The sequence below is a fragment of the Actinospica sp. genome, assembly GCF_035552695.1.
GTDB lineage: Bacteria > Actinomycetota > Actinomycetes > Streptomycetales > Catenulisporaceae > Actinospica.
Genome location: NZ_DASZKT010000113.1, coordinates 45,642 through 68,521 on the forward strand (window position 1 = coordinate 45,642; position 22,880 = coordinate 68,521).

General features: G+C 70.5%; 18 protein-coding genes and 1 pseudogene. 11 read left to right on the forward strand and 8 right to left on the reverse strand.

Annotated features, from left to right (window positions below; genetic code table 11):
• Positions 1–12: 12 nt before the first annotated feature.
• The 3 genes and pseudogenes from malQ to VG296_RS13870 form a co-directional block, all read right to left on the reverse strand.
• Entirely contained in the window at positions 13–2,076 is a 2,064-nt protein-coding gene (gene malQ, locus VG296_RS13860) for a 4-alpha-glucanotransferase (RefSeq protein WP_325566102.1), read from the reverse strand.
• A 58-nt stretch (positions 2,077–2,134) separates the two neighbouring features.
• Complete coding sequence (locus tag VG296_RS13865; protein WP_325566103.1) at positions 2,135–2,608, reverse strand: SRPBCC family protein; 474 nt, start codon at positions 2,606–2,608, stop codon at positions 2,135–2,137.
• A 224-nt stretch (positions 2,609–2,832) separates the two neighbouring features.
• Positions 2,833–3,345 (reverse strand): annotated as a pseudogene (locus tag VG296_RS13870) (HNH endonuclease); the annotation flags it as partial.
• 597 nt (positions 3,346–3,942) lie between these two features.
• Here VG296_RS13870 and VG296_RS13875 point away from each other — a divergent pair.
• Both VG296_RS13875 and erm read left to right on the forward strand, forming a co-directional pair.
• Complete coding sequence (locus tag VG296_RS13875; protein WP_325566105.1) at positions 3,943–4,890, forward strand: mechanosensitive ion channel family protein; 948 nt, start codon at positions 3,943–3,945, stop codon at positions 4,888–4,890.
• A 367-nt stretch (positions 4,891–5,257) separates the two neighbouring features.
• A complete protein-coding gene (erm, locus tag VG296_RS13880) occupies positions 5,258–6,052 on the forward strand; it encodes a 23S ribosomal RNA methyltransferase Erm (RefSeq protein WP_325566106.1) in 795 nt (264 codons plus the stop codon).
• Here the strand turns inward: erm and VG296_RS13885 are convergent.
• Positions 6,049–6,825, reverse strand: a complete 777-nt coding sequence (locus VG296_RS13885) for a GntR family transcriptional regulator (protein WP_325566107.1) — start codon at positions 6,823–6,825, stop codon at positions 6,049–6,051. The genes erm and VG296_RS13885 overlap by 4 nt on opposite strands.
• A 270-nt stretch (positions 6,826–7,095) precedes the next feature.
• Here VG296_RS13885 and VG296_RS13890 point away from each other — a divergent pair, with 270 nt between their 5' ends.
• The 8 genes from VG296_RS13890 (at position 7,096) to VG296_RS13925 (ending at position 16,685) form a co-directional block, all read left to right on the forward strand.
• Positions 7,096–8,199 carry a TIGR03364 family FAD-dependent oxidoreductase gene (locus tag VG296_RS13890; protein WP_325566108.1) on the forward strand — a complete coding sequence of 368 codons (1,104 nt, stop codon included), beginning with the start codon at positions 7,096–7,098 and terminating at the stop codon, positions 8,197–8,199.
• Positions 8,200–8,234: 35 nt separating this feature from the next.
• Positions 8,235–8,975 (forward strand): HAD family hydrolase, encoded by a 741-nt coding sequence (locus VG296_RS13895; protein WP_325566109.1) that lies wholly within the window; start codon positions 8,235–8,237, stop codon positions 8,973–8,975.
• A gap of 7 nt (positions 8,976–8,982) precedes the next feature.
• The gene (locus VG296_RS13900; RefSeq protein ID WP_325566110.1) at positions 8,983–10,134 is read left to right on the forward strand and encodes an ABC transporter substrate-binding protein; all 1,152 of its coding nucleotides are present in this window, start codon (positions 8,983–8,985) and stop codon (positions 10,132–10,134) included.
• Positions 10,134–10,991 (forward strand): ABC transporter permease, encoded by an 858-nt coding sequence (locus tag VG296_RS13905; protein WP_325566111.1) that lies wholly within the window; start codon positions 10,134–10,136, stop codon positions 10,989–10,991. Before VG296_RS13900 ends, VG296_RS13905 begins: the two co-directional genes overlap by 1 nt.
• Positions 10,988–11,881: an ABC transporter permease gene (locus VG296_RS13910; RefSeq protein ID WP_325566112.1), complete on the forward strand. Its 894-nt coding sequence runs from the start codon at positions 10,988–10,990 to the stop codon at positions 11,879–11,881. Before VG296_RS13905 ends, VG296_RS13910 begins: the two co-directional genes overlap by 4 nt.
• Positions 11,882–12,994, forward strand: a complete 1,113-nt coding sequence (locus VG296_RS13915) for an ABC transporter ATP-binding protein (RefSeq protein ID WP_325566113.1) — start codon at positions 11,882–11,884, stop codon at positions 12,992–12,994.
• A 101-nt stretch (positions 12,995–13,095) separates the two neighbouring features.
• On the forward strand, positions 13,096–15,441 hold the full coding sequence (locus tag VG296_RS13920; RefSeq protein ID WP_325566114.1) for a bifunctional diguanylate cyclase/phosphodiesterase: 2,346 nt from the start codon (positions 13,096–13,098) through the stop codon (positions 15,439–15,441).
• Positions 15,438–16,685, forward strand: a complete 1,248-nt coding sequence (locus VG296_RS13925) for a pyridoxal phosphate-dependent aminotransferase family protein (RefSeq protein WP_325566115.1) — start codon at positions 15,438–15,440, stop codon at positions 16,683–16,685. Before VG296_RS13920 ends, VG296_RS13925 begins: the two co-directional genes overlap by 4 nt.
• Before the next feature lie 51 nt (positions 16,686–16,736).
• Here VG296_RS13925 and VG296_RS13930 read toward each other — a convergent pair whose 3' ends face one another.
• The gene (locus tag VG296_RS13930; protein WP_325566116.1) at positions 16,737–17,645 is read right to left on the reverse strand and encodes a hypothetical protein; all 909 of its coding nucleotides are present in this window, start codon (positions 17,643–17,645) and stop codon (positions 16,737–16,739) included.
• Between the two features lie 571 nt (positions 17,646–18,216).
• On the opposite strand from VG296_RS13930, the gene VG296_RS13935 reads away from it, so the two are divergent.
• Positions 18,217–18,591, forward strand: coding sequence for a VOC family protein (locus VG296_RS13935; protein WP_325566117.1), 375 nt, complete (start codon positions 18,217–18,219; stop codon positions 18,589–18,591).
• Here the strand turns inward: VG296_RS13935 and VG296_RS13940 are convergent.
• Genes VG296_RS13940 through VG296_RS13950 form a run of 3 tightly spaced genes read right to left on the reverse strand, consistent with a single transcriptional unit; the run spans position 18,588 to position 22,305 of the window.
• On the reverse strand, positions 18,588–20,105 hold the full coding sequence (locus VG296_RS13940; RefSeq protein ID WP_325566118.1) for a glycoside hydrolase family 130 protein: 1,518 nt from the start codon (positions 20,103–20,105) through the stop codon (positions 18,588–18,590). The genes VG296_RS13935 and VG296_RS13940 overlap by 4 nt on opposite strands.
• Positions 20,102–21,169: a glycosyltransferase gene (locus VG296_RS13945; protein ID WP_325566119.1), complete on the reverse strand. Its 1,068-nt coding sequence runs from the start codon at positions 21,167–21,169 to the stop codon at positions 20,102–20,104. The genes VG296_RS13940 and VG296_RS13945 overlap by 4 nt, the downstream gene beginning before the upstream one ends.
• Positions 21,166–22,305: a glycosyltransferase gene (locus VG296_RS13950; RefSeq protein WP_325566120.1), complete on the reverse strand. Its 1,140-nt coding sequence runs from the start codon at positions 22,303–22,305 to the stop codon at positions 21,166–21,168. Before VG296_RS13950 ends, VG296_RS13945 begins: the two co-directional genes overlap by 4 nt.
• Positions 22,306–22,880 lie beyond the last annotated feature (575 nt).

The following is a 22,880-nucleotide window of genomic DNA, read 5'->3' on the forward strand; positions in this document are numbered from 1 at the left end:
CGATGGCGAAGATCAACCCAGTATGCGCAGCGCCCGGGCCAGCGAGCGGACCCGCGGGTTGCGGGCGAGGTCCTCCAGCAGCACCGGCGAGCCCCGGCCGTCGGCGAGCGGGTACCGCCAATTGGGGTACGTCTCCGCGTCGGTGCCCGGCAGGTTGTGCGGGCGACGGTCGCCGACCGCGTCCGGCAGGTACACCCCGACCAGCCGCGCTGGCGTCCACGCCAGGTAGCGGTGCAGCGCGTCCACGGTCTCCGGCTCGCCCGCGCCACGGCGCAGCAGGCCCTCCCGACGCAGCGCGGCGAGCCAGTCGGACGCGTCCAGCGACTCCCCCGCGAGCACGGCGGCGGTCGGCGGCAGATCGTGCGTCGTCACGGTCGCCAGGCTCTCGGTCCGCCAGCGCGCCGCGTGCAGCGGATTGCCGTTCGCGTCGCGCTCGAACCAGAGCACGCTGGTGCCGAGGATCCCGCGGCTGGCCAGCGACGTGCGCACCCACGGTTCCACGGTGCCGAGGTCCTCGCCGATCAGCAGCGCTCCGGACCGGTGCGCCTCGAGCGTGAGCACGCCGAGCATCGCCTCGTGGTCATAGCTGACGTACGTGCCCTGATCCGCTGTCGCGCCCTCGGGGATCCACCACAGCCGGAACAGGCCCATGACGTGGTCGATCCGCAGTCCGTGCGCGTGCCGCAGCGTGCCCTGGAGAATCCGCCGGTACGACGAATAGCCCGTCTCAGCGAGCTTGTCCGGCCGCCAGGGCCGCGAGCCCCAGTTCTGGCCCGAGGTGTTGAACTCGTCCGGCGGAGCGCCGACCATCACGCCGTGCGCGTAGACCTCGGAGTCGGCCCACACGTCCGCGCCGTCCGACTGCGCGCCGATCGCGAGGTCGTGGATGATCCCGTACGGCATCCCGGCCCGCCGGCACGCGGTCTTCGCGGTCGCGAGCTGCTCGTCGAGCAGCCACTGCAGCCAGCAGTGGAAGTCGATCTCGGCCGCCTCGGCCTTCTGCCACGAACGCGTCCGCGCGCTCTGCGGGTTGCGCAGGCCCTTCGGCCAATTCGACTCGTCCCGGCCGTGCCGCTCGACGATCGTCATCCAGGTGGCGTGGGTCCGCAGCGGCTCGGCCTCGCGGCGCAGGAACGCGCGGAAGTCGGCGTCCCGGCCGGGGCCTCGCTCGGCGATCGGCAGTTCGTAGAGCAGCCGCAGGGCACTGATCTTCGCGTCCCACACGGCGTCCCGGTCGATCAGATCGCCCGCGGGCCCGGCCTTGCGCAGGTCGTCGCCGAGCGAATCGACCTGCTGGCGGATCGACGGCGGGGCGTACGCGTATTCGTACGTGGATTCGATCCGCAGATGCGCCGGGTCCACGTAGCGGCGCGAGGCGGGCAGGTAGGGAGAGGGGTCGATCGGCTTGACGCCGCTGGAGGCGTGCAGCGGGTTGATGACGAGGAATCCGGCGCCGAGGTCGTTGCCCGCGAGCAGCGCCAGCTGCGTGAGGTCGGCCAAGTCGCCCATGCCCCAGGACTGCTGCGAGCGCACGGCGTGCAGCTGCAGCGTGAAGCCCCAGGCCCGGCCGCGACCTTCGGCCGACGCCGTCTCCAGCCGGTTCGGGGCGACCGCGAGCGGGCAGCTGCGCGATTCGCCGCCGATGTGCCCGCTCAGCGTGTGCCAGCCGAGCGGCAGCCCGGCGGGGATGGCGTAGTCGTATTCGGCGAAGCCGTCCACCTCGCCGACCCGGGACCGCACCTGGGAGACGTCGTAGCGCCGGCCGCCGTTCTCGAGCTCGATCCACAGCCGCGGCGCCGTGTCGACCGGGGCGTGCACGGTGACCTCGTCGCCGCGCCCGGTCCCGCCGCCCGGCTCGGCGCGCAGCACGATGCAGGTCGGCAGCGGTCGCCGGACGCGCCGGTTGCGCAGCGCTTTTCGGCACAGCGCCGTGGTGCTCGCGGGCACGCCGAAGGCGGCGAGCACGGCGATGAGCGTGGCCGTGGACACCTCCACCCGACGGCCTTGCCAGTCGTGGTATTCGGTGGCCACGCCATAGGCGCGGGCCAGCGCGAGCAGATCGGGCCCGGGGCTCATGCAGGTAATTCTTCCGTGCCGAGGCGTTCGGTGAAACCCCGCCGCGCCGTATCAGATCTCAACGGGTCGTCAGACTGGCGGCCACCCGGGGCAGAAAGTACTCCCAGCCCTCGCGGTGTTCGCCGGGCGCCGGGTCCTCGGCCGCGACGACGACCCCGGCGCGCGGGGCGTGCACGACCTCCAACCGGGTTCCGAGCGCGTCGGCGAGGGCCGCGGGCGAGACCGACACGGTCACCCCGTAGCGCCCGGCGGCCTCCGGCTGGTGCGACCAACCCCAGGTGAAGGCCAGCAGATGGCCGGGCACGTACTCCTCGACGACGCCGATCATGGTCTGGCCGAGTGCCGGGAAGCGGGCCAGGTACTCGCCGCCGGATACCAGATGGGTCGTCAGTTCCGCCGTCCACCACTGCCGGACCAGGTCCGGGTCGGTGAACGCGGCCAACGCGCGCTCCGGCGGCACGCCCGGCAGCACCAACTCGGCGCTCACCGTCGCGGCGTCGGTCGCGATCGCGAGCTCGTACTGCGTGGCCAATGCGCATTCCCCTCGGGCACGCTGACGTGCCCGCGCGGCGGCGGGGACGTCAGCGTGCGCTGCTAGGCGGCGAGCGGGCTGACCGCCGGGAACATTCCCGGCTTCGCCACGGGCGCGGCGTGCGCTACAGGCTCCTCCGTCACGGCCTGAACACCGTCCGGAAGGGTCTCGGATACGAAAAGACCGTCCGGGCCCTTGGGCTCGAACGGCAGAAGATCCACGTCGGCGCCGTATCCGCGCAGGTACGGCAGCCACCGTTGGTCTGTCCGGCCCGACGAGAGGATCCGCCAGGCCGAGCCGTTCGGTTGTACCGGCAGCCGCTTCATCCGCCAGCCCAGATCGCCCAGCGGGCGGTCGGCCTTGACGTGATTGCAGCGCCGGCAGGAGGACACGACGTTGTCCCACGCGTGCTGGCCCCCGCGCGAGCGCGGGATGACGTGGTCCACGCTGGTGGCGGGCGCGTCGCAGTACACGCAGCGGCCGCCGTCCCGGGCGAAGATCGCCCGGCGGGTGAGCGGGACCCCGCGGCGCAGCGGGACGCGGACATACCGGGTGAGCTTGACCACGGAGGGGGCCGGTAGCTCCCAGCCGACTCCGTGCGTTCCCGCGGCGTGCAGGCTGGCGCCCGTGCCTTCGAGCGTGACGGCCTTGTGGTTGAGGACGAGGACCACCGCACGGCGTTGCGGAACGACGCACAGCGGTTCGTAGGAAGCGTTGAGGACCAGCGAATGGGGCAACGGAGGCTCCTTCGTCAGCGCCCGGCACGTGGCTCGCACCGAACTCCGGGTACCCCTCGACCGACAACGCCGGTGTCCGTCTACGTCGAACCCGCGGGCGGTACGGCCATGACGGAACCATGGCCCCTCCGCCGCGCGCCGGGTTTGCCGACCGACTCGGACCCGTACGGGCCCGCATCGGGCTGACAATCACACACCCGACCGCGTCGCCCTTCGCAGGGCATCATCTGCGCGGCTGCCTGGGCAACCGCACACAACCTAGTGTGGCTGTGGGAGTTGTTCCCGCGCCACCCTGTTTTCACTCCGGCACACGCCGCGAGCCTGCTGGCAGCCTCGCATCACGGCCGGGGTGCGGTCAACGGTAGTCAACGTCCGGGGACGCCCTTCCGTTCCCGCCGCTGCACGACACGGATCATTCCCGGCGCCGACCACCCCGGGCCGAACGGCAAGGTACCGACGGGCGGCCATCGGCCGACGGCTCGGTGGAACGCTCAGGTGAGAGCCTTGCTCGGTCCTGGCGCGGGTGGACGGCCGCGCGGTGCCCTCATCCGGATCCGCTAGGTTGTGCGTGGTCCGAGCGAGAGGATGACCAGACCCGTGTCCGCGATAGCCGCAGCCAGTTCCGCCCCCTCGTCGCACAGCCCTTCGCCGAAGTCCACGAGCGCGAACTTCGCCCCGCAGAACGTCAGGAGCTGGGTGGACACGCACGGCTCGCTGCTGCTGAACAACGGTCTGAAGATCGTCGGCATCATCATCGTGTGCTTCCTGCTGCGCAAGTTCATCGCGCGCACGATCACCAAGGTGGTGCGGCACGCGGCGCAGGTGGCCGAGAGCCGCGCGGGCCGGATGCTGGAGGGCTCGGGGCTGGTCGCGACCGAGCGGACCAGGCAGCGCACCCAGGCGATCGGCTCGGTGCTGCGCTCGGTGTCCTCGACGGTGATCTTCGTCGTCGGCACGCTCATGGTCATCTCGGTGCTGCAGATCTCGATCACCCCGATACTGGCCTCGGTCTCCGCGGTGGGCGTCGCGGTCGGCCTCGGCGCGAAGGACGTGATCACCGACTTCCTGGCCGGGATCACGATGATCTTCGAGGACCAGTACGGCGTCGGCGACGTGATCGACACCGGCCTGGCCAAGGGCACCGTCATCGAGGTGGGCCTGCGGGTGACCAAGCTGCGGGACGCCGACGGCGAGATCTGGTACGTGCGCAACGGCTCGATCGCCCGGGTCGGCAACCAGTCGCAGGGCTGGGGCCGGGCCGTGGTGGACGTCCCGGTGCACTACGGCGAGGATTTCGGCCAGGTGCACGAGGTGCTGGCCGTGATGGCCGAGGAGCTCTACGCCGACACGGCCTGGCGCCCGAAGTTCCTGGACGAGCAGCCGCCGCAGGTGCTCGGCATCGAGAACCTCGACGGCGGCGCCGTGGTGATCCGGGTGCAGGCCAGGACCGCGCCGCAGAAGAACGTCGAGGTGACGCGGGAGCTGCGGCGGCGGATCAAGGGCGCGCTGGACGCCGCCGGCATCGAGGTCGTCACGGCCGCCTGAGGCCGTGCGCGACCGTAAGCCCCGCTCGGCTCAGGACCGCTCAGTACGCCCCGCCGGCCGACGACGCACTGGTGGACGTCGCGGTGCGGCGGTGAACTTCGTTCGGGATCTCATGCCCCTTCAGTCGGGGAAGGGCTCCGAAAGGTTGCCGGGGACTTTATTCAGGTGCCCTGCCCTGCGCGGCCCTGCTAGCGTCCCCTCCCATGTATGGCTCCATGTGCGCATTCGGCGCGCACTTCACCCGGATCCGCCTCGCCTAGCGGCGGGCCGATCCTCTTCGATCCTCGACGCCCCGCCGCATCCGGTCATCCGCCGGTGCGGCACTTCGTGCTGCCCGGCTCCGATCACTTTCAGCCGCGGAGCACTCATGGACACGTACCAGCGCCAGGATTTCGGCCAGAACTTCCTCGCCGACCCACGCCTCATCGCCGCCGTCGAACGCCTCGTCAGAACCGGGACGTCCGGCCCCATCATCGAACTCGGCGCCGGCGACGGCGCGCTGACCAGGCCGTTGGCCCAGCTCGGCCGCCAACTCACCGCCCTGGAGATCGACCCTCGACGAGCCCGCCGCCTCGCCGCGAAGGTGCGCGCCTACGGGGCATCGAGCGCCGACACCGAGGTCGTCTGCGCCGACATCCTGCGCTACCGATTCCCCGACACCCCGCACACCGTGGTGGGAAACATCCCCTTCCACCTCACCACCGCCATCATCAGGAAGCTGCTGGCCGAACGCGCTTGGACCTGCGCGGTGCTGATCGTGCAATGGGAGGTCGCGCGCCGCCGGGCCGGCGTGGGAGGGGCCAGCATGCTCACCGCGACCTGGTGGCCCTGGTACGACTTCCGACTCGTCCGCCGCATCCCGGCGGCCTCGTTCCGCCCGGTGCCATCCGTCGATGCCGGCCTGATGACCATGCACCGCCGACCCGCCCCGCTCGTCACCGAGCAACGCGCTTATCAGGCCTTCGTCAAACAGGTCTTCCAGTCCCCCGGTCGAGGACTTCCCGCGATGGTCCTGCGCACAGGCCGGGTGCGCCGAGCCGAACTGCACGCGTGGATCCACCGAAACCGGATTGCAGCCCGCGCGTTGCCCAAGGACCTGACCGCCGAGCAGTGGGCCGAACTCTGGACACTGGCCGGCGGTCAAGGGCAGCGGCGGTCCTAGCCTCCCTGGGTCCGGGCCGGGCTTCCGTTGGTGCTGTCGCGGCCGGACAGCCTCGCCAGGGTGTTCGCGGACATCGAGTTGCGGACGTTGATGATCACGGCGTCGTGGCGGTAGCTGTCCTCGGACCAGGCGAGCGGCTGGCCGGTGGGTGAGGAGGCGAGCCAGCGCTGGCGCAGCAGGGGGCTGCCTCTGCGTACGCCGAGGAGCCTGGCCTCGAGGGTCGTCGCGCTGACGGCGTCGATGAGGTGGTCGCCGTGCGCGTGCACGAAACCCAGAGCGGTGAGCTGCTCGGTGATCGAGCCCATCGTCAGATCCATGGCGAGTATGTGCTCTGCGACCAGTCCCGGGAAGAACGAACGCTCCACCATGACCGGCTCGTCGTCCAGGGTTCTGATGCGCTGGAGTCGCAGCACGTCGTCTCCCACGCTGACGCGCAGCCGGTCGGCCTCCTCCTGGCGCGCGACGCCGACCTCGACGCTGAGCACCTTGGCACCGGGGCGGTGGCCGCGCGACGTGGCCCACATGGAAAAGCTCTGCATCTCGGCGAAGCTGTGCGTCGGCACTTCACCGAGCACCACGCGCCGTGCGCCCTGCCGTGCCGCGACACTGCCGTCCTGTTCGAGTACGGCCACTGCCTGACGTACCGTCCCACGGGACACCGCGTAGTGTGCCGCGAGCTCTCCCTCGGACGGAAGCAACGTGCCGATCGCGTACTCCCCCTGCCGGATCGCCTCCCGCAGCTCCTGCGCAATCTGCTGGTAACGCGCCGCCATGCCGCCTCCTTTCTCGCTCTGGACTTTAGCCCGCAACCGTACCGCGAGTGCACCGCGATCGGACCGTGATATTCGCCTGGGACGATGACACGCCAGGCCTGGAGCAGTTATTGCGCCAGGCTAAACCGGGAAATCGCACCCTGTTCACCGTCGCGTTACCGTGGCCCGGCTAAATCCACTTGTCCAGACAGGTTACGTCGGGATGGGCGGTGTCCGGCAAGGGGCGGCGGCCGGTGGAACGCGAACGGAGCAACAGTGGCGTCAGCCCGGATGATCGTGGTGGGAGGCGGGGTCCTCGGCACCATGCACGCGTACGAGGCCTGCCTGCGCGGGCTCGAGGTGGTGCATCTCGAGCGCGAGGCGGGTCCGCGCGGCGCGTCGGTGCGCAACTTCGGCCTCGTCTGGCTGTCCGGCCGTGCCGACGGGCACGAACTGGCCCTCGCCCGCCGCGCCCGGCGGCGCTGGGCCGAGATCGCCGAGGACGTGCCCGGGGTCGGGTTCCGGCCGCGCGGCTCGATCACCGTCGCCCACAACGAGGCCGAACTGGCCGTCGCGAAGTCCGCCGCCGACTGGTCCGGCGCGGTCGAGCGCGAATTCGAGTTCCTCGACGCCGACGCCGTCCGCGAGCTGAACCCGGCGCTGCGCGGGGAGTTCCTCGGCGGCCTGTTCTCGCGGGCCGACGGATCGGTGGAGCCGGGCCAGGTGCTCGGCGCGATCCGTGCGCGGCTGGCGGATTTCCCCGGCTACACCTGGCTGCCGAACCGCCAGGCGGTGGAATTGGGCGACGCCAGCGTGCGCGACCACACCGGCGCCTGGCACGCGGGCGACGTGGTCGTACTCGCCACCGGCGCCACGCTCACCGGCATCGCGGGAGCCGAACTCAGTGCATTGCCGATCCGCCGCTGCCGGCTGCAGATGATGCAGACCGAGCCGCTCGGCGAGGAGCTGACCACATCCGTGGCCGACGGCGACTCCTTCCGCTACTACCCCGCCTACCGCGACGCGGGCCTGGAACTGCTCGACCCGCAGGCGCCGATCGCCGCCGAGCACCGGATGCAGCTGCTCATGGTGCAGCGCGCGGACGGCGGCCTGACCATCGGCGACACGCACGCGTACGACGAGCCCTTCGACTTCGCCGTCGAGGAGGCGCCGTACCAGCACCTGCGCGAGGTGGCCGGGGCTCTGCTCGGCCGCGAACTGCCCGCCGTACGGCGCCGCTGGGCCGGCGTCTACTGCGAGACCACCGACGGCTCGATCTACTCCCGCTCCGCGGTGCGGCCCGGCGTCATCGCCGTGACGGCCCCCGGCGGACGCGGCATGACCTGCTCCGCAGGAATCGCCGGGGAGACCTTCGACGGATTGGACCTCGCATGAGCGAGCTTGCGAGCGAATCATCAAGCTCAGCGCACGTGCGAACGCACACCGAGCGCCAGCGAGGTGGCGAGAGCACTACGCCGATCCGGCTGGCCTGCCTGGACATGGCGGGCACCACGGTCGCCGACGACGGTCTGGTCCTGGCCGCGTTCGCCGCCGCCCTGGACGCCCTCGAGGTCGAGTCCGCGGCCGACCGCGAGCGGATGACGCGGTACGTCGTGGACACCATGGGCGAGTCGAAGATCACCGTCTTCCGCGCGCTGTTCGGCGACGAGGCGGCCGCACAGGAGGGGAACGCGGCCTTCGAATCCGCCTACAGCGGGCGGATCTCGCTCACCCGCGCGCTGCCCGGCGCGGTCGAGACCTTCGAACAGCTGCGCGCCGCGGGCCTGAAGATCGCGCTGACCACCGGTTTCTCCCGGGCCACCGCCGACGCGCTGCTCGGGCACCTCGGCTGGCACGGACTGATCGACCTCTCCCTGAGCCCGGGAGAAGTCGGCGGCCGGGGCCGGCCGCACCCGGACATGATCCTGGCCGCGGCCGCCCGGCTCGCCGGCGACGACCCCCGGGCCGTCGCGGTGGTCGGGGACACGGTCTCCGACATCCGCTCCGGGACCGCATCCGGGGCGACCATCGTCGCGGGCGTGCTCACCGGAGCGCACGACCGCCCCGCACTCCTCGAGGCCGGCGCCACCCAGGTGCTCGACCAGGTGGCCGAACTCCCGGCCCTGATCGAGGAGTACCGAAGTCCCCCTCTCAACCTCACAGAAGGCTGATACTCCGATGCACCGGATAGCCAAGCTCGCCTGCGCGGCCGCCGCCGTTTCGCTGGCCGCCACCGCTTGCAGCAGTAACTCATCCACCACCTCGGGCTCCGGCTCGTCGGCCAACTGGGCCACTGTCACCTCGGCCTCGGCCGGCGGAGGCATGGACGCGCTGGTCGCGGCCGCGAAGAAGGAGGGTTCGCTCAACGTCATCGCCCTCCCGCGCACCTGGGCCAACTACGGCAAGATCATGGACGACTTCACCGCGAAGTACGGCATCAAGATCACCGACACCAACCCGAACGGCTCCTCCGGCGACGAGATCAACGCCATCGAGAAGGAGAAGAGCCTGTCCTCGGCCCCGGACGTGGTGGACGTCGGCAACTCGCACGCGCTGCCGAACACCAAGCTGTTCTCCAGCTACGAGGTCGCGACCTGGGCGGACATCCCGACCGCGCTCAAGGACGCGAACGGCAAGTGGTTCGGCGACTACGGCGGCTACATCTCCATCGGCTGCGTCGCGGCCAAGGTGGCCCCGGCCCCGTGCCCGAAGACCTTCGCCGACCTGCTCAACTCCTCCTACGCGGCGGACTACAAGGGCAAGGTCGCGATGAGCGGCGACCCGACGAGCGCCAACGCCGCGTTCTCCGCGGTCTGGGCGGCCTCGCTGGCCAGCGGCGGCTCGCTGGACGACATCAAGCCGGGCATCACCTTCTTCTCGAAGCTGAAGTCGAACGGCGAGTACAACGCCGTGGTCGACACCGAGTCCACCATCGAGGCCGGCTCGACCCCGGTCACCGTCGACTGGGAGTTCAACAACTCGCAGTTCGCCTCCGACCTCAAGGCCAAGGGCATCGACATGACCGTCGCGATCCCGACCGACGGCCTGTACTCCGCGTACTACGACCAGGCCGTCAACAAGTACGCGCCGCACCCGGCCGCCGCCCGGCTGTGGGAGGAGTACCTGTACTCCACCGTCGGCCAGAACGACTTCATGGGCGGCTACGCCCGTCCGGCCGAGTTCGCCGCGATGCAGTCGGCCAACACCCTCGACGCCACCGATGAGAAGAACCTGCCGACGGTCTCCGGAACGGTCAACTACCCGACCGCGTCGCAGCTGACCGCCGCTCAGAACACGATCACCGGCTCGTGGGCCTCGGCGCTCGGATAATGATCCGCATCGTCAAGAAGCTCGGTGCCTGGGGAGCGGTCCTGCCGCTCCTCGGGTACTGCGCCATTGCGCTGGGTCTTCCGGTGTGGGCCATCCTCTGGGAGGGCGTGCACCAGACGAACCCGAACACGCAGCAGACCGCGACGACGCTGTCGAACCTGACGGCGTCCTGGCACGGTATCTACCTGACCGGCCTGCTGACCTCGCTTCGGCTCTCCCTGCTCTCCTCGGTCATCTCGGCGATCGTCGGCCTGCTCGCGGCATACGCGATCGCGCAGTCGAAGGGCCGCTACTTCAAGCAGGCGGTGCTCACGGCCTCGGGCGTGCTGGCCAACTTCGGCGGCATCCCGCTGGCCTTCTGCTTCATCGCGACCATCGGCACCGGCGGGGTGTTCCTGTCCTGGATCGAGAGCGTGTGGCCGAGCTTCTCGCTGGAGACCTTCGCCGGCGTGGCCCTGGTCTACCCGTACTTCCTGATCCCGCTGATGGTCCTCACCACGCTGCCGGCGCTGGACGGCCTGCGCGAGCAGTGGAAGGAGGCCTCGGCGAACCTGGGCGGGACCTCCTGGCAGTACTGGCGGCACGTCGGCGGCCCGCTGCTGCTGCCCGCCGCGCTCGGCGGATTCGTGCTCTGCTTCGGCAGCGGGTTCGCCGCGTACGCCACCGCCAAGGCGCTCACCAGCGGCACGGTTCCGCTGGTGACGACGCAGATCGCGAACATCCTGTCCGGCAACGTGATCGCCGGCGAGGACAACCTGGGCATGGCGCTGGCCTTCAACACGATCATCATCTGCGGCCTGATGATGGCCGTCTACCTGCCGCTGCGTAAGCGCAGCGCGAAGTGGTTGGAATCATGACGACGATCACCGAGCAGTCCCCGGCTGCGGTCGACGCGCCGCAGAAGCGCGGTCTCGACCTGCGCCGGGTCCGCTGGTGGCGGGTCGTCGTACTGGGCGTGCTGGCGGTCTACTTCCTGGTGCCGCTCGCGGCGACCTTCTGGTTCACCGTCTACACGCCGGGCACGCACAGGTTCAGCCTCGCCCCCTACAGCCAGATGTTCAGCGCGCCGGGCTTCGGCACCAGCGTGCGGATGACGGTCGAGGTGGCGCTGCTGACGATCGTGATCCTCTACGTGCTGCTCGTCCCGGCGATGATCGCGGTGCAGCTGCGGCTGCCGAAGCTCAAGCCGATACTCGAGTCGCTGGCCATGGTGCCGCTGGTGCTCTCCCCGGTGGCGCTGGTCGTCGGCGTGCAGACGGTGCTCGGCTGGGGCCTGAACCAGGACCCAGGCACGCCGCTGTTCCAGCTCGCCGCGGACCTGCAGAACCAGACCTTCCCGCTGATCCTGCCGATCGTCTACGTGCTGATCGCGCTGCCCTTCGCGTACCGCTCGCTGGACGCGCAGCTGCGCACGGTTGACCTCAAGACCCTGGTCGAGGCCTCCCGCGGGCTCGGCGCCTCGTGGCCGGTGACGATCTGGCGGGCGGTTCTGCCGAACCTGCGCTCCGGCCTGCTCTCCGGCGCGATCCTGACCCTCGCGCTGGTGTTCGGCGAGTACACGATCTCCTCGATCCTGCAGTTCCTGCCGTTCTCGGTGTGGATCGTGCAGGACGGCCAGGGTGCCACCAGCGGCCAGCTGGCCCCGGCCGTCTCACTGCTCAGCCTGCTGCTGTCCTGGGCTGTGCTGTTCCTCGTGTCCTTCCTCGGCGGCCGCCGCGCCGTCGGCCGCACTGACCGGAGTTCGTAGATGTCCGTGATCGCCTCCGCCCCCACCCAGGACGCCGCGAGCACCCGCGGCGTCAGTCTCGAGCTCTCCGGCCTGTACCGGTCCTTCGGCCCGACGCACGCGCTGGCCGGCTTCGACCTCGCGCTCGCGCCCGGCGAGCTGGTCGCCATGCTCGGCCCGTCCGGCTGCGGCAAGACCACCGCGCTGCGCATCGTCGCCGGCTTCGACCGGCCGGACCGGGGCGGCGTCTCGCTGGACGGCGTGGACCTGACCCCGCTGCCCGCGAACAAGCGGGACATGGGAATGGTCTTCCAGTCCTACAGCCTCTTCCCGCACCTGACGGCCGGCCAGAACGTCGGCTACGGCCCGCGGCTGCGCAAGGTCTCCGGCACCGAGCGGGACAAGCAGGCCGCGGAACTGCTCGAGCTGGTCGGCATGTCCGGGATGGCCGGACGCTACCCGCACCAGCTCTCCGGCGGCCAGCAGCAGCGCGTGGCCCTGGCCCGCGCGCTGGCCGTGCGGCCCAAGGTGCTGCTGCTCGACGAGCCGCTGTCCGCCCTGGACGCGAAGGTCCGGCTGCAGCTGCGCGACGAGATCCGCCGGATCCAGCAGGAGTTCGGCATCACCACGCTGTTCGTGACGCACGATCAGGAGGAGGCGCTGTCGATGGCCGACCGGGTCGCGGTGATGCGCGCCGGCCGGCTGGAGCAGTGCGCGGCGCCCGCGGAGCTCTACGACCGGCCGACGACGGCGTTCGTCGCCCAGTTCGTCGGCACCATGAACCACCTGCCCGGCCGGATCATCGACGCCGGCAAGGTCCGGGTGGCCGATCGCGAGCTGGCCGTGGACGGCGCCTGCCCCGCGGCCGGCACCGAGGTCAAGGTGCTGCTGCGTCCGGAGAACCTGGACCTGGAGGCGCTCGCCGAGGCCCCGGGCACCGCGGACCTGCCGGGCGAGGGCCAGGTGCTGCTGGCCACCTTCCTCGGCGCGACCACGCGGCTGACCGTGCGGCTCGGCGAGGGCCCCGAGGTGAAGGCCGACCTGCCCTCGCACCGGGGCGCCGAGTTCCCGGTCGGCTCGTTCGTGCGCGTCGTCCCGGCGCCGCGACCGGTGCTGGTCGTCGAGGAGGGCTGAGCGCGACCCACGTCGCTCTACGCCACTGACGTGTGCCGTCCATCCTCCGGGTGGACGGCACACGTTGCCAATTGGGCCACACGGGTGTTCTGCTAGTGACTGTGCCGGACGAGTCGCATTCAGAATCCGCGGTTCGCCCGCCGCAGCTGCTGAGGTATCTGACCCTCTGGTTCGCGGCAGCGATGGCGCTGGTCGTGGTGTTCTACTACGCCGTCCCCGACTGGAATCTCGGCCTGTGGCTCACGCTCGGGCTGTCCAGCTGCGTGGCCTCCTTCGTCGGCACCCGGCTGAACGCGCCGCCGCGCCGGCTGCCCTGGTACCTGCTGACCGCGGCCATATTCACGCTGATCAACGGCGACACGATCTACAACGTCCTCACCGACGTCTTCCACCAGAACCAGCCGTTCCCCTCGCTGGCCGACGCCTCGTACCTGTTCACGTACCCGCTGGCCGCCATCGGGCTCATCATGATGATCCGGATGCGCACCCCGCACCGGGACAGCACGGCGCTGGTCGACGCGCTGCTGCTGGCCGGCGGTCTCGCGCTGCTGATCTGGGTGTTCACCATCACCCCGACGGTGACGCAGCCCGGGCGCTGGTTCGACAACGCGGTCTCGATCGCCTATCCGATCGGCGACGTGCTGCTGCTCGCGGTGATCATGCGGCTGCTGACCGGCGGCGGGGTGCGCAGCGCGGCCCCGATGCTGCTGGTGGCAGGCACGCTCGGGCTGATGGGCTCGGACATAGCGTACGCGCTGGTCAGGCTGTACGGGACGTGGCACGTCGGCTCCCCGGCCGACCTCGGCTGGGTGATCTTCTACATCTGCTGGGGCGCGGCGGCGCTGCACCCGTCGATGCGGCAGCTGACCGATCCGCACGAGCGCGTGGGCCGGCTCACCGCGGGCCGCGTCGTGCCGCTCGCGCTGGCCGCGATGGTCGCGCCGACCGTGCTGCTGGTCGAGGCGATCCAGCGCAACGTGAAGGACGCGGCGGTCATCGCGGTCTTCTCGGCGCTGATGTTCGCGCTGGTCGTGGCGCGGTTGTCGCTGCAGGGCCGGCAGCAGCGCTACGAGGACAGCCAGGCCGCCTCGAAGGCGATGATGCTTGAGCTGCACGAGCGGGCGTACCACGACTCGCTGACCGGCCTGGGCAACCGGGCCATGTTCCAGGAGCGGTCAGAGCTGGCCTTCGAGCGGGCCCGCGAGTCCGGCGGCGTGGTCTGCATGCTGCTGATCGACCTGGACAACTTCAAGGAGGTCAACGACACCCTCGGCCACCGCGCGGGCGACGAACTGCTGATCACCGCGGCGCGGCGGCTGACCATGGCGGTGCGCCCGGGCGACCTGCCGGTGCGCTTCGGCGGCGACGAGTTCGCCGTGCTGCTCGCCGAGGGTTCGCCGGAGCAGGGCGCCGAGGCGCTGGCCGCGCGGCTGGTGCGGACCTTCGCCGAGCCCTTCCAGATCTGGGACACCCAGGCCGAGGTGCGCGGCAGCATCGGCGTGGCCAGCAGCTCGGACGCCCCGGGCACCCGGCGGGACGAGGCGGCCGACGTGCTGCTGCGCAACGCCGACCTGGCGCTTTACGCGGCGAAGGCGGACGGCAAGGGCGTCTGGACCCGCTACCGGCCGCAGCTGTACGAGGCCGCGATGGAGCGCGTGCGGCTGCGCACCCGGCTGGACACGGCGATCGCGAAGGACGAGTTCTTCCTCTACTACCAGCCGATCGTGGACCTGCGCGGCGGCAAGGAGCGGGTGGCCGGGTTCGAGGCGCTGGTGCGCTGGCAGCACCCCGAGTTCGGGCTGCTGGCGCCGGACCAGTTCATCCCGCTGGCCGAGGAGACCGGTCAGATCGTGCAGCTCGGCGAGTGGATCCTGGCCCGGGCGGTCGCGGACGCGGCCCGCTGGAACACCGGCCGGGTCGGCCCGGAGGCCCGCCGCGTCACCGTGAACGTCTCGGCGCACCAGTTCCTCGACGACGGCCTGGTGGACTGGATCGACCGGCAGCTGACCGAGGCCGGGCTGCCCCCCGACCTGCTGATCCTGGAGATCACCGAGACCGCGTTCCTGCACCACCACGGCCCGGAGGTGCAGCAGAACCTCAACGCGCTCTCCCGGATCGGCGTGCGCGTCGCGGTGGACGACTTCGGCACCGGCTATTCCTCGATCGCGTACCTCCGCGACCTGCACATCGACATCCTCAAGGCGGACCGCTCCTTCGTGGAGCGGATCGCCGAGGACTCCTCGCACCTGCGGCTGCTCAAGGGCATCGTCACGGTGGCGTACGCGCTCGAGATCGACGTCGTCGCCGAGGGCGTGGAGACGGTGGCGCAGCGGGACCTGCTGCGCAAGATGGGCTGCCGGTACGCGCAGGGCTACTACTACTCCCCGGCCGTGCCCGTCGACCGGGTCGCCGCGCTCGCGGCGGAACTGGAAGGACGCAGCAGATGACGCGCGATGTGGCGCAATACGCTTCCATACCAGGCCAACCCGCCCCGCGATGGACGGAGCTCGCCCGGCTCAAGAACGTCACCCGGCTCTACGACGCGGTGATCGAGGAGATCGACGGCCGCCGGATCCGGATCGGCGAGCACTGGCTGGCGGATTTCGCCTCGTGCAACTACCTGGGCTTCGACCTCGATCCGGAGATCATGGCGGCGCCCGAGGAGCTGATCCGCCGCTGGGGCACGCATCCGAGCTGGTCCAGGCTGCTCGGCAATCCGCGGCTGTACCCGGATATCGAGGATCAGCTGACGTCGCTGCTGGGCGCGCCGGATACCCTCGTGCTGCCCACGATCACGCACATCCACCTCTCGGTGATCCCGGTCCTCGCCGACCACGGGACCGTGTTCTGCGAAGCCCAGGCGCATCGCACCATCTTCGACGGCTGCTCCGTCGCGAAGGGCCAGGGCGCGACGCTGCACCGCTGGCACATGAACGACCTCGACCACCTGCGGGAGATGCTGCGCGGCTGCCCCGCCGACCGGCCGCGACTGGTGTGCATGGACGGCATCAACAGCATGACCGGCAATCCGCCGCACCTGCGCGAGATCGCGGAGCTCTGCCGTGCGGAGGGCGCGCTGCTGTATGTGGACGACGCGCACGGCTTCGGCGTCATCGGCGAGCGGCGCCCGGACGAGACCTCGCTCTACGGAGCGCGCGGCAACAGCGTGGTCCGGTATCTGGGCGAGTCGTATGACGGCCTCATCCTCGTCGGCGGTTTCTCCAAGGCCTACTCGTCGCTCCTCGCCTTCATCGCACTCCCCACCGATCTCAAAGAGCTGCTGAAATTCGCCGCGGCGCCGTACCTGTACTCGGGGCCTTCCCCCACCGCGTCACTCGCCACCGTGCTGGCCGGATTCGCGGTGAACGAGACGCGCGGCGACGCCATCCGCGCCGATCTGCACCGGAAGACGATGCGCGTGCTCGACCAGGTGCGGGAGCTGAAGCTGGACTGCCCGAACACCAGCGACTTCCCGGTCATCGAGGTCCCGCTGAAGGACGCCTCAGACATCGATGACGTGGCGGCGCTGCTGTGGAAGCGCGGGATCTACGTGACCCTCGCCGCGTACCCGCTCGTCCCGCGCGACCAGGCGGGATTCCGCGTCCAGGTCACGGCCGCGAACACGGATGCCGAGATCGACGAGCTCAACGCGCTGCTGGTCGAACTCGCGCCGCTGCTGCGCACGACCTGACGCGCTCTCGTCGGCTCGGCCGGCTCAGCTCGCTCCGCTAGGTCAGCCGGCTCAGCAGATGAGGAAGCACCAGGTCTTCGTGTTCGTCGGCGACGGGCTCGGACTCGCCGAAGCGCTCGTGGTGGCGGTGCTCGGGCTGGCCGACGCGGTGCTCGAGGCCGTGTTCGACGCCTTCGACGTGGGCGTGGTCGCCGGGGCGGTCGGGGTCGCGGACTTCGACGGGGATCCCGAGGCGCTGGCCGACGGGCTCTTGCTGGCCGAGGCGACCGGCACCTGGATGATGGACGTGGCCCCGACGGAGTGGCCGGCCGACGCGGATATGCTCACCGTCAGCGCCGCCGAGCCCGGCGAGGACGTCTCGTCCGCCGCGCTCCCGGCCGGGGCGGACGAGCCGCCTCCGCCCGCGGTGCCGAACAGCAGGAATCCGCCGACCGCGATGCCCGCGAATCCGCCGGTGAGCATCAGCCCGACCCCGCGCCGCCGCTCAGCGCGCCGTTCCGAGCGCGCCTTCCGACGGTCGGTGGCCGCCGTCTCGTCCGCGGTGTCCGCCGACGCGCCTCGTCCGCCCGCCGCGTGCGAACCGCCGCGCGCGGACTCCTCCGCCACCCGGCTCGCGTGCGACCCGCCGCGGGCGGCCGCCTCCACCGCCCGGTTCGCGTGCGGACCCCGACGCAGGGTGTCGTCGTCGTCCTGCGCCCGGCCGCTCCCGTGCGACCCGCCGCGGGAGCCCCGGCTCTCGGCGGCCTTCGCCGCCGCCCGGGCCTCGACCCGCGACATCGCCCGGGTCTCACCGCGCGGCGCCGCGCCCGGCCCGCCGTCGAGGTCGTCCGACGGCACCTGCGGCCGCGCGTGCGCCTTCGCCCGCCGCGGCCCGTCCACGGCCGGCATGCGCACCGTCGTACGCGCGTCCTGCGGGTTCGAGAGCTCGAGCCCGGTGGCGCCGCAACCCGGACAGGACACAGCGCCATTGAGATGCCTGCGACAAGTCTTGCAGTAGTTCACCGCGTGTGCCCCGACTGTGTGCCCGCATAACCGAACCTGAAAAATGCAACATGCAGGATCCTGCCAAGCCCACGCATGATCTTCCAGCACAGCATGGTCACCTCCCGGCAAAGGCCTTGGAAAGAACCCGTGCGCCACGCGTAGGCCACCCGCCCCCCGGGAACCGTCCGTGATCTCCCGCCACTCCAGCCCCGCGAAAGCCCCCAATCCCCGCAATTCCCCACCAACCGGCAGCCGCCGAGCGCGGGACCGGTCCCCCGACCGCGCGGCTACGTTGCAACCCATCCGACAGCACCGACGCGCTGCAGCAGTGCACCGACTCCAGCACCACGGACGCCTGGGAGGAATTCGTCAACGAATCCGTGTCCAGCATCGTCTGTCTCCGCTCGCTCTCGTCGGACGGCTCGTGACGCGGTTCGCCGATCGCGTGCGGCGCGCCGACCGACCGACCGGCGGCTGTCAGTGCGCCGTGGTTGACTGAACGTGAAGGTTCACGTCAGCGCCGGCAACCGGCGGGAAGGAGCGGGCAATGTTCGGCAAGACCAAGGCGTTCAGCGGATTCTCCGTGAACGACGTGCCAGCGGCCAAGCAGTTCTACACAGAGACGCTCGGCCTCGAGGTGTCCGAGGCGAACGGCCTGCTGACCCTGCACCTGGCAGGCGGCGGAGAAGTGATCGCGTACCCCAAGGGTGACCAGCACGTTCCGGCGACGTTCACCATCCTCAACTTCCAGGTCGAGGACATCGACACCGCCGTCGACGAGCTGACGAAGCGCGGCGTCGTCTTCCAGCGTTACCCCGGCGTCCAGGCGGATGAGAAGGGCATCGTCCGCGGCGGCGGACCGCTCATCGCCTGGTTCACCGACCCGGCCGGCAACATCCTCTCCGTGCTCCAGGTCCCCTAGCCGGCCGGCCGAACCGGCCGCATCCGGCTGAGCAGGTCGGGGATCGGGACGGTGGCGAAGCCGATCGCGGTGTCGCTGGTGCCGTAGGGGACGACGAGCGTGTCCCGGTGGCGCATCGCCCCGCAGGAGTACACGACGTTGGGCACGTAGCCGTCGCGCTCGTGCCCGCGGGGCGTGATCAGCGGGTCTTCGAGGTTTGCGATGACGTGCTCCGGGTGTTCCAGGTCGAGCAGGATGGCACCGATGCTGTAGGTGCGCATCGGGCCGACTCCGTGGGTGAGCACGAGCCAGCCGCGGTCGGTCTCGATCGGCGAGCCGCAGTTGCCGACCTGCGTCAGTTCCCAGCTGTGCGCCGGGGTCTGGATCGTCCGCGCCGCGCTCCAGGTCTGATTGTCCGCGGAGACGGTGATGCTCGTGTTCTCCCGGTCCCAGCGGGAGAGCGCCAGGTACTTGCCGCCGACCTTGCGCGGGAACAGCGCCATCCCCTTGTTCGCGGCGGCCGGGCCACTGAGCTGCGTCGCCTGGAAGACGCGGAAATCGCGGGTGTGCAGGCGTTGCGGCGCCACCGTGATCCCGTCGAACGCCGTGTACGTCGCGTAGTACGACGGGCCGTCCGCCCCGTCCTCGTCGTCCTCGTCCTCGGTGAACCGGACGAACCGCGCGTCCTCCATGCCTTGGCGCTCGGTCGGTCCGGTCGGCCAGAGCACCCGCTCGGACAGGCCGGTGTCGGTCGGGAATTCGAGGTCGTATGTGGACGCCGCTATCCACCGGATGCGCTCGACGGTGCGGTGGGTCCCTTGGCGCTGGTTCAGGCCCGTCGGCAGGTTGCGCAGCGTGTGCTCCAGGTCCGCCGCGGAGAACCGGGCGGGCAGGTGCCGGTGCAGGAACGCCGTGACCTCGTCGTCGTCGGCGTGCACGGACAACACGGACTCGAAAAGCCGACGGTCGTATTCCGGTGCCCGGGCACGGCCGAGACTGGTGGTCGGCGCGATCGGATCGACCTCGATCCTCGTGCCGGGCCCGAAGACTCCGGTGCGCAGTTCGATGCAGGACAGATGGCCTTCGCCGATCGCGCGGGCGCTCAGGACGAACCGGGTCTGGTCCTCCTCCAGTCCGTCCTGGTCCGGGTGGGCGACCATGGAGGGGTTGCACAGGGCTGCCCCCTCGATCGCGTACTCGTGGGTGAAGTAGGCGCCGATGAGCAGCCGCCGGTCGTTCGAGACCGGCTTTCCGAGCGGGATGCGGTGGGAGATCGTCTCGAAATGGCTCGAAAAGGTGCTGCGGAGACCGCGATGACGCCCTTCGAAGGATTCGAGGGTATTCGCCAGCGCCGCGTGGACCTGCCCATCGTCAAGGCTCAGCACGCGGGAAATGACCGCGGCGGTGCGTGACTCGTTCTCCGGGACCTCCTCGCCGGGGACGAAGAGCTTGGCGATCACGCGACCCGGGTCGGGGATGATGCGCACAGTGGAGCGGGTGGCGAGTTCGGGATCAGTGCCCGACGGTGTGTTCATCGCGGCGGCATGCAGGCGATGCCCTGCTGCAGTGTGGAGATCAGGGCGAGGGTCGATTCGGCGCCCTGATTCGCGTTGTGCCGGTCTGGGTGCAGGCCGTCGTATCCGCCGCCGGTGTGCTGGTCGTAGAGCGCGATACTCAGGTCGTTCTCGCCGAGGAACCAGCCGACGGCGTGTTCGACGCCGCGGAGCCAGCGTTCGTCTCCGTTGGTCGCGTAGGCGCGGGCGCAGGCGTCGGCCAGAGCAGCGGCTTCGATGGGCTGCTGGTCGAAACACGGGCGCGGCTCGCCGGCGGTCCAGCCGCTGGAACCGGTGGGAGACAGATGTCCTGGACTGGTTTCCGTCTCCAGCAGCCAGCCGAGCAGTTCGAGGCCGTACTCGCGCGCGTCACCGTCGGAAAGATGCTGCCCGGATGCGATGAGGACCTCGGGGAACACGGCGTTCGCGTAGTGGAGGCGTTGCTCGGGCCAGGGCCAGTCCGCGCCTGGCTCCATGCGCGTGATCATTTTGGCCGCGTCGGCAAGCAGCTCCGCAGCGGTCTGGTCGGCTGGATGCGCCGCCAACATTTCAGCGGCGCCCAAGCCGGCGAACGCCATGGCGCGAGGCCACGGCGAGCGCATGAGTGCACTGCTGGAGAACGCGTCGAGAGCGCACTCGCGCACCCAGGGCAACGGAGAGCGGGCCGCGGCGGTGCCCAGGCCCCACATTCCCCGGCCCCACCAGTCGCCGAGACCGGGCTCGTCCTGCCATCGCCGGTCCACGCCCATCCGGTTGTGGAAGCGCCCGTCGGCGCCCTGCGCATGCATGGTGAACGCGAGGTACCGCTCGGTCAGACGGTCTCGCTCCGGAGTGCCGTACGCGGGCGAGGTCTGGTCGGGATCGGCGTCTCGGCACAGCACGACCAGACCCCGAGCGACGTCATCCAGGCAGTAGCCGTGTTCGCGGCGGGGCGTGGCGTAGCGGGCGTGTTCGTACAGGGCGGTGTCGTCGCTGAGCCTGGTCAGGTGAGTGAAGGCGGCCGTGAGCACGGCGGTCATCGGGAAGGCCGAAAGGGAACTGGTCACAGCGCGACTTTCTGCCCGGTCCTCGTATCGAGCAGCGTTCTGGCCAGGGTGCGGTAGCTGTCGGCGACGGTGTCCCAGCCGAGTGCGGGCGCGAGGTCTCCGCAACGCGCCGTCATCGACTCGCTCAGGCCGGGCTCGGTCAGCACCCGCCGGATGGCCCCTGCCATCGCCGCGGGGTCACGGTGCGGCACGACGATCCCGGCGCCGCCGGCGAGCAGCTCGCGTGCGTGCGGGAAATCGGTCGCGATCACCGGGCGGCGCGCCGCGATCGCCTCGACCAGCACTCCAGAGGTGGCCTGTTCGGTGGAGTCGTAGGGCAGCAGGATGAGGTCGGCATCGCGTACCAGCGCGGTAAGCGGCTCGATCTCGCGGTACGTCGAATCGAACTCGACCTGGTCCGCGACGCCCAAGGTCTCGGCCTGCCCGCGAAGCGCGGCCCGATAGGTCTCGCCCTGCTCGGCCAGCACCTTCGGATGGGTCTGCCCGGCGACGAGGTATCTCACGGCGGGGTGCAGGTCGTGCAGGTGGCCCAGCGCCGCGATGGCCCATTCGATCCCTTTGCCCGGGCCGATCAGGCCCCAGGTGAGAATCCGCGGGGAGCCGCCGTCGGCCCGTCGCCCGCGCGGGCCGGTCGGCGTGACGGCACCGTGCGGAATCACGCTGATGCGCTCCGCGTCGATCAGGTAGCCGTCGAGCAGTGCGCGTTCGGCGGTATGCGACAGGACGACGACCGCGGCGGACTCGTCGATGACCTGCTGCAGGACAGAGCGCTGATGCGGCGTCGGGGAGGCGAGCACCGTGTGCAGCACGGCCACGATGGGGATTTCCACGCCGGCCAGAACATCGAGCACGTCCTCGCCGTCCGTACCGCCGTAGACGCCGTATTCGTGCTGGAAGATCATCACGTCGTAGCCGTTGAGGGCGTCGGTCGCGCGCAGTGCGCTGACGGCCTGGCCGTTGACCAGCCGAACCGTCGTATCGTGGCGGGAGTGCGGAACGGGAGCGTCGACCACCGGGATGACGCCGCAGTGCTCTCCGGCCGTCGGATCGGCCAGATGGCGCATCAATGCGGCGCTGAACGTGGCCAGTCCGCACTGCGTGGGCGGGTACGTGCTCAGGAATCCATAGGTGACCATAGTGCGGTGCCTCACAGGCTGCGTAGACCGATGGCCGCGCTCGGGGACGGAGGGCGCGGGTCTCACGCGGAACGTCCCTCCTTGAGAACCCGACCGCGTGGCCTGTCGGTGACGCGTACGCCAGGAGGAAGAAGACTCGAAGGCCGTCGTGGATGTGGCGCGGCGAGAGCGACACTGCTTCGCGCCGTGGTGACGGCAAGCTACCTCACCGTAGCACCCCCGGAGCGGAACGGATCGCCACCTGGGAATCCGAGGGTGGATCAGACGCCGAAATCGAAATAAAGGAGTAGAGTGGAAATACCTCCGACATTTCGAGCACTGATAATCGAATCGGTGTCGTCGCGGGCGGTGTGAGATCCCGGGTCGATTTCCTGATCCGGAGACAGGTGTCCTGCGATGCGGAACCTCGACCATCCCCAGCCTTCCACCGACGCGGCGGCCGCACCCATGGCCCAGCCCACCATCGTCGCCACCGAGCGCACCCTGTCGGACCTTTCCACGGGAGGCTGGCGCCGCCGGCTGACCGGCCTGCCGAGCACTGGCGGCCGACCGTTCGCGCGCTGGTTCGGCCGCGG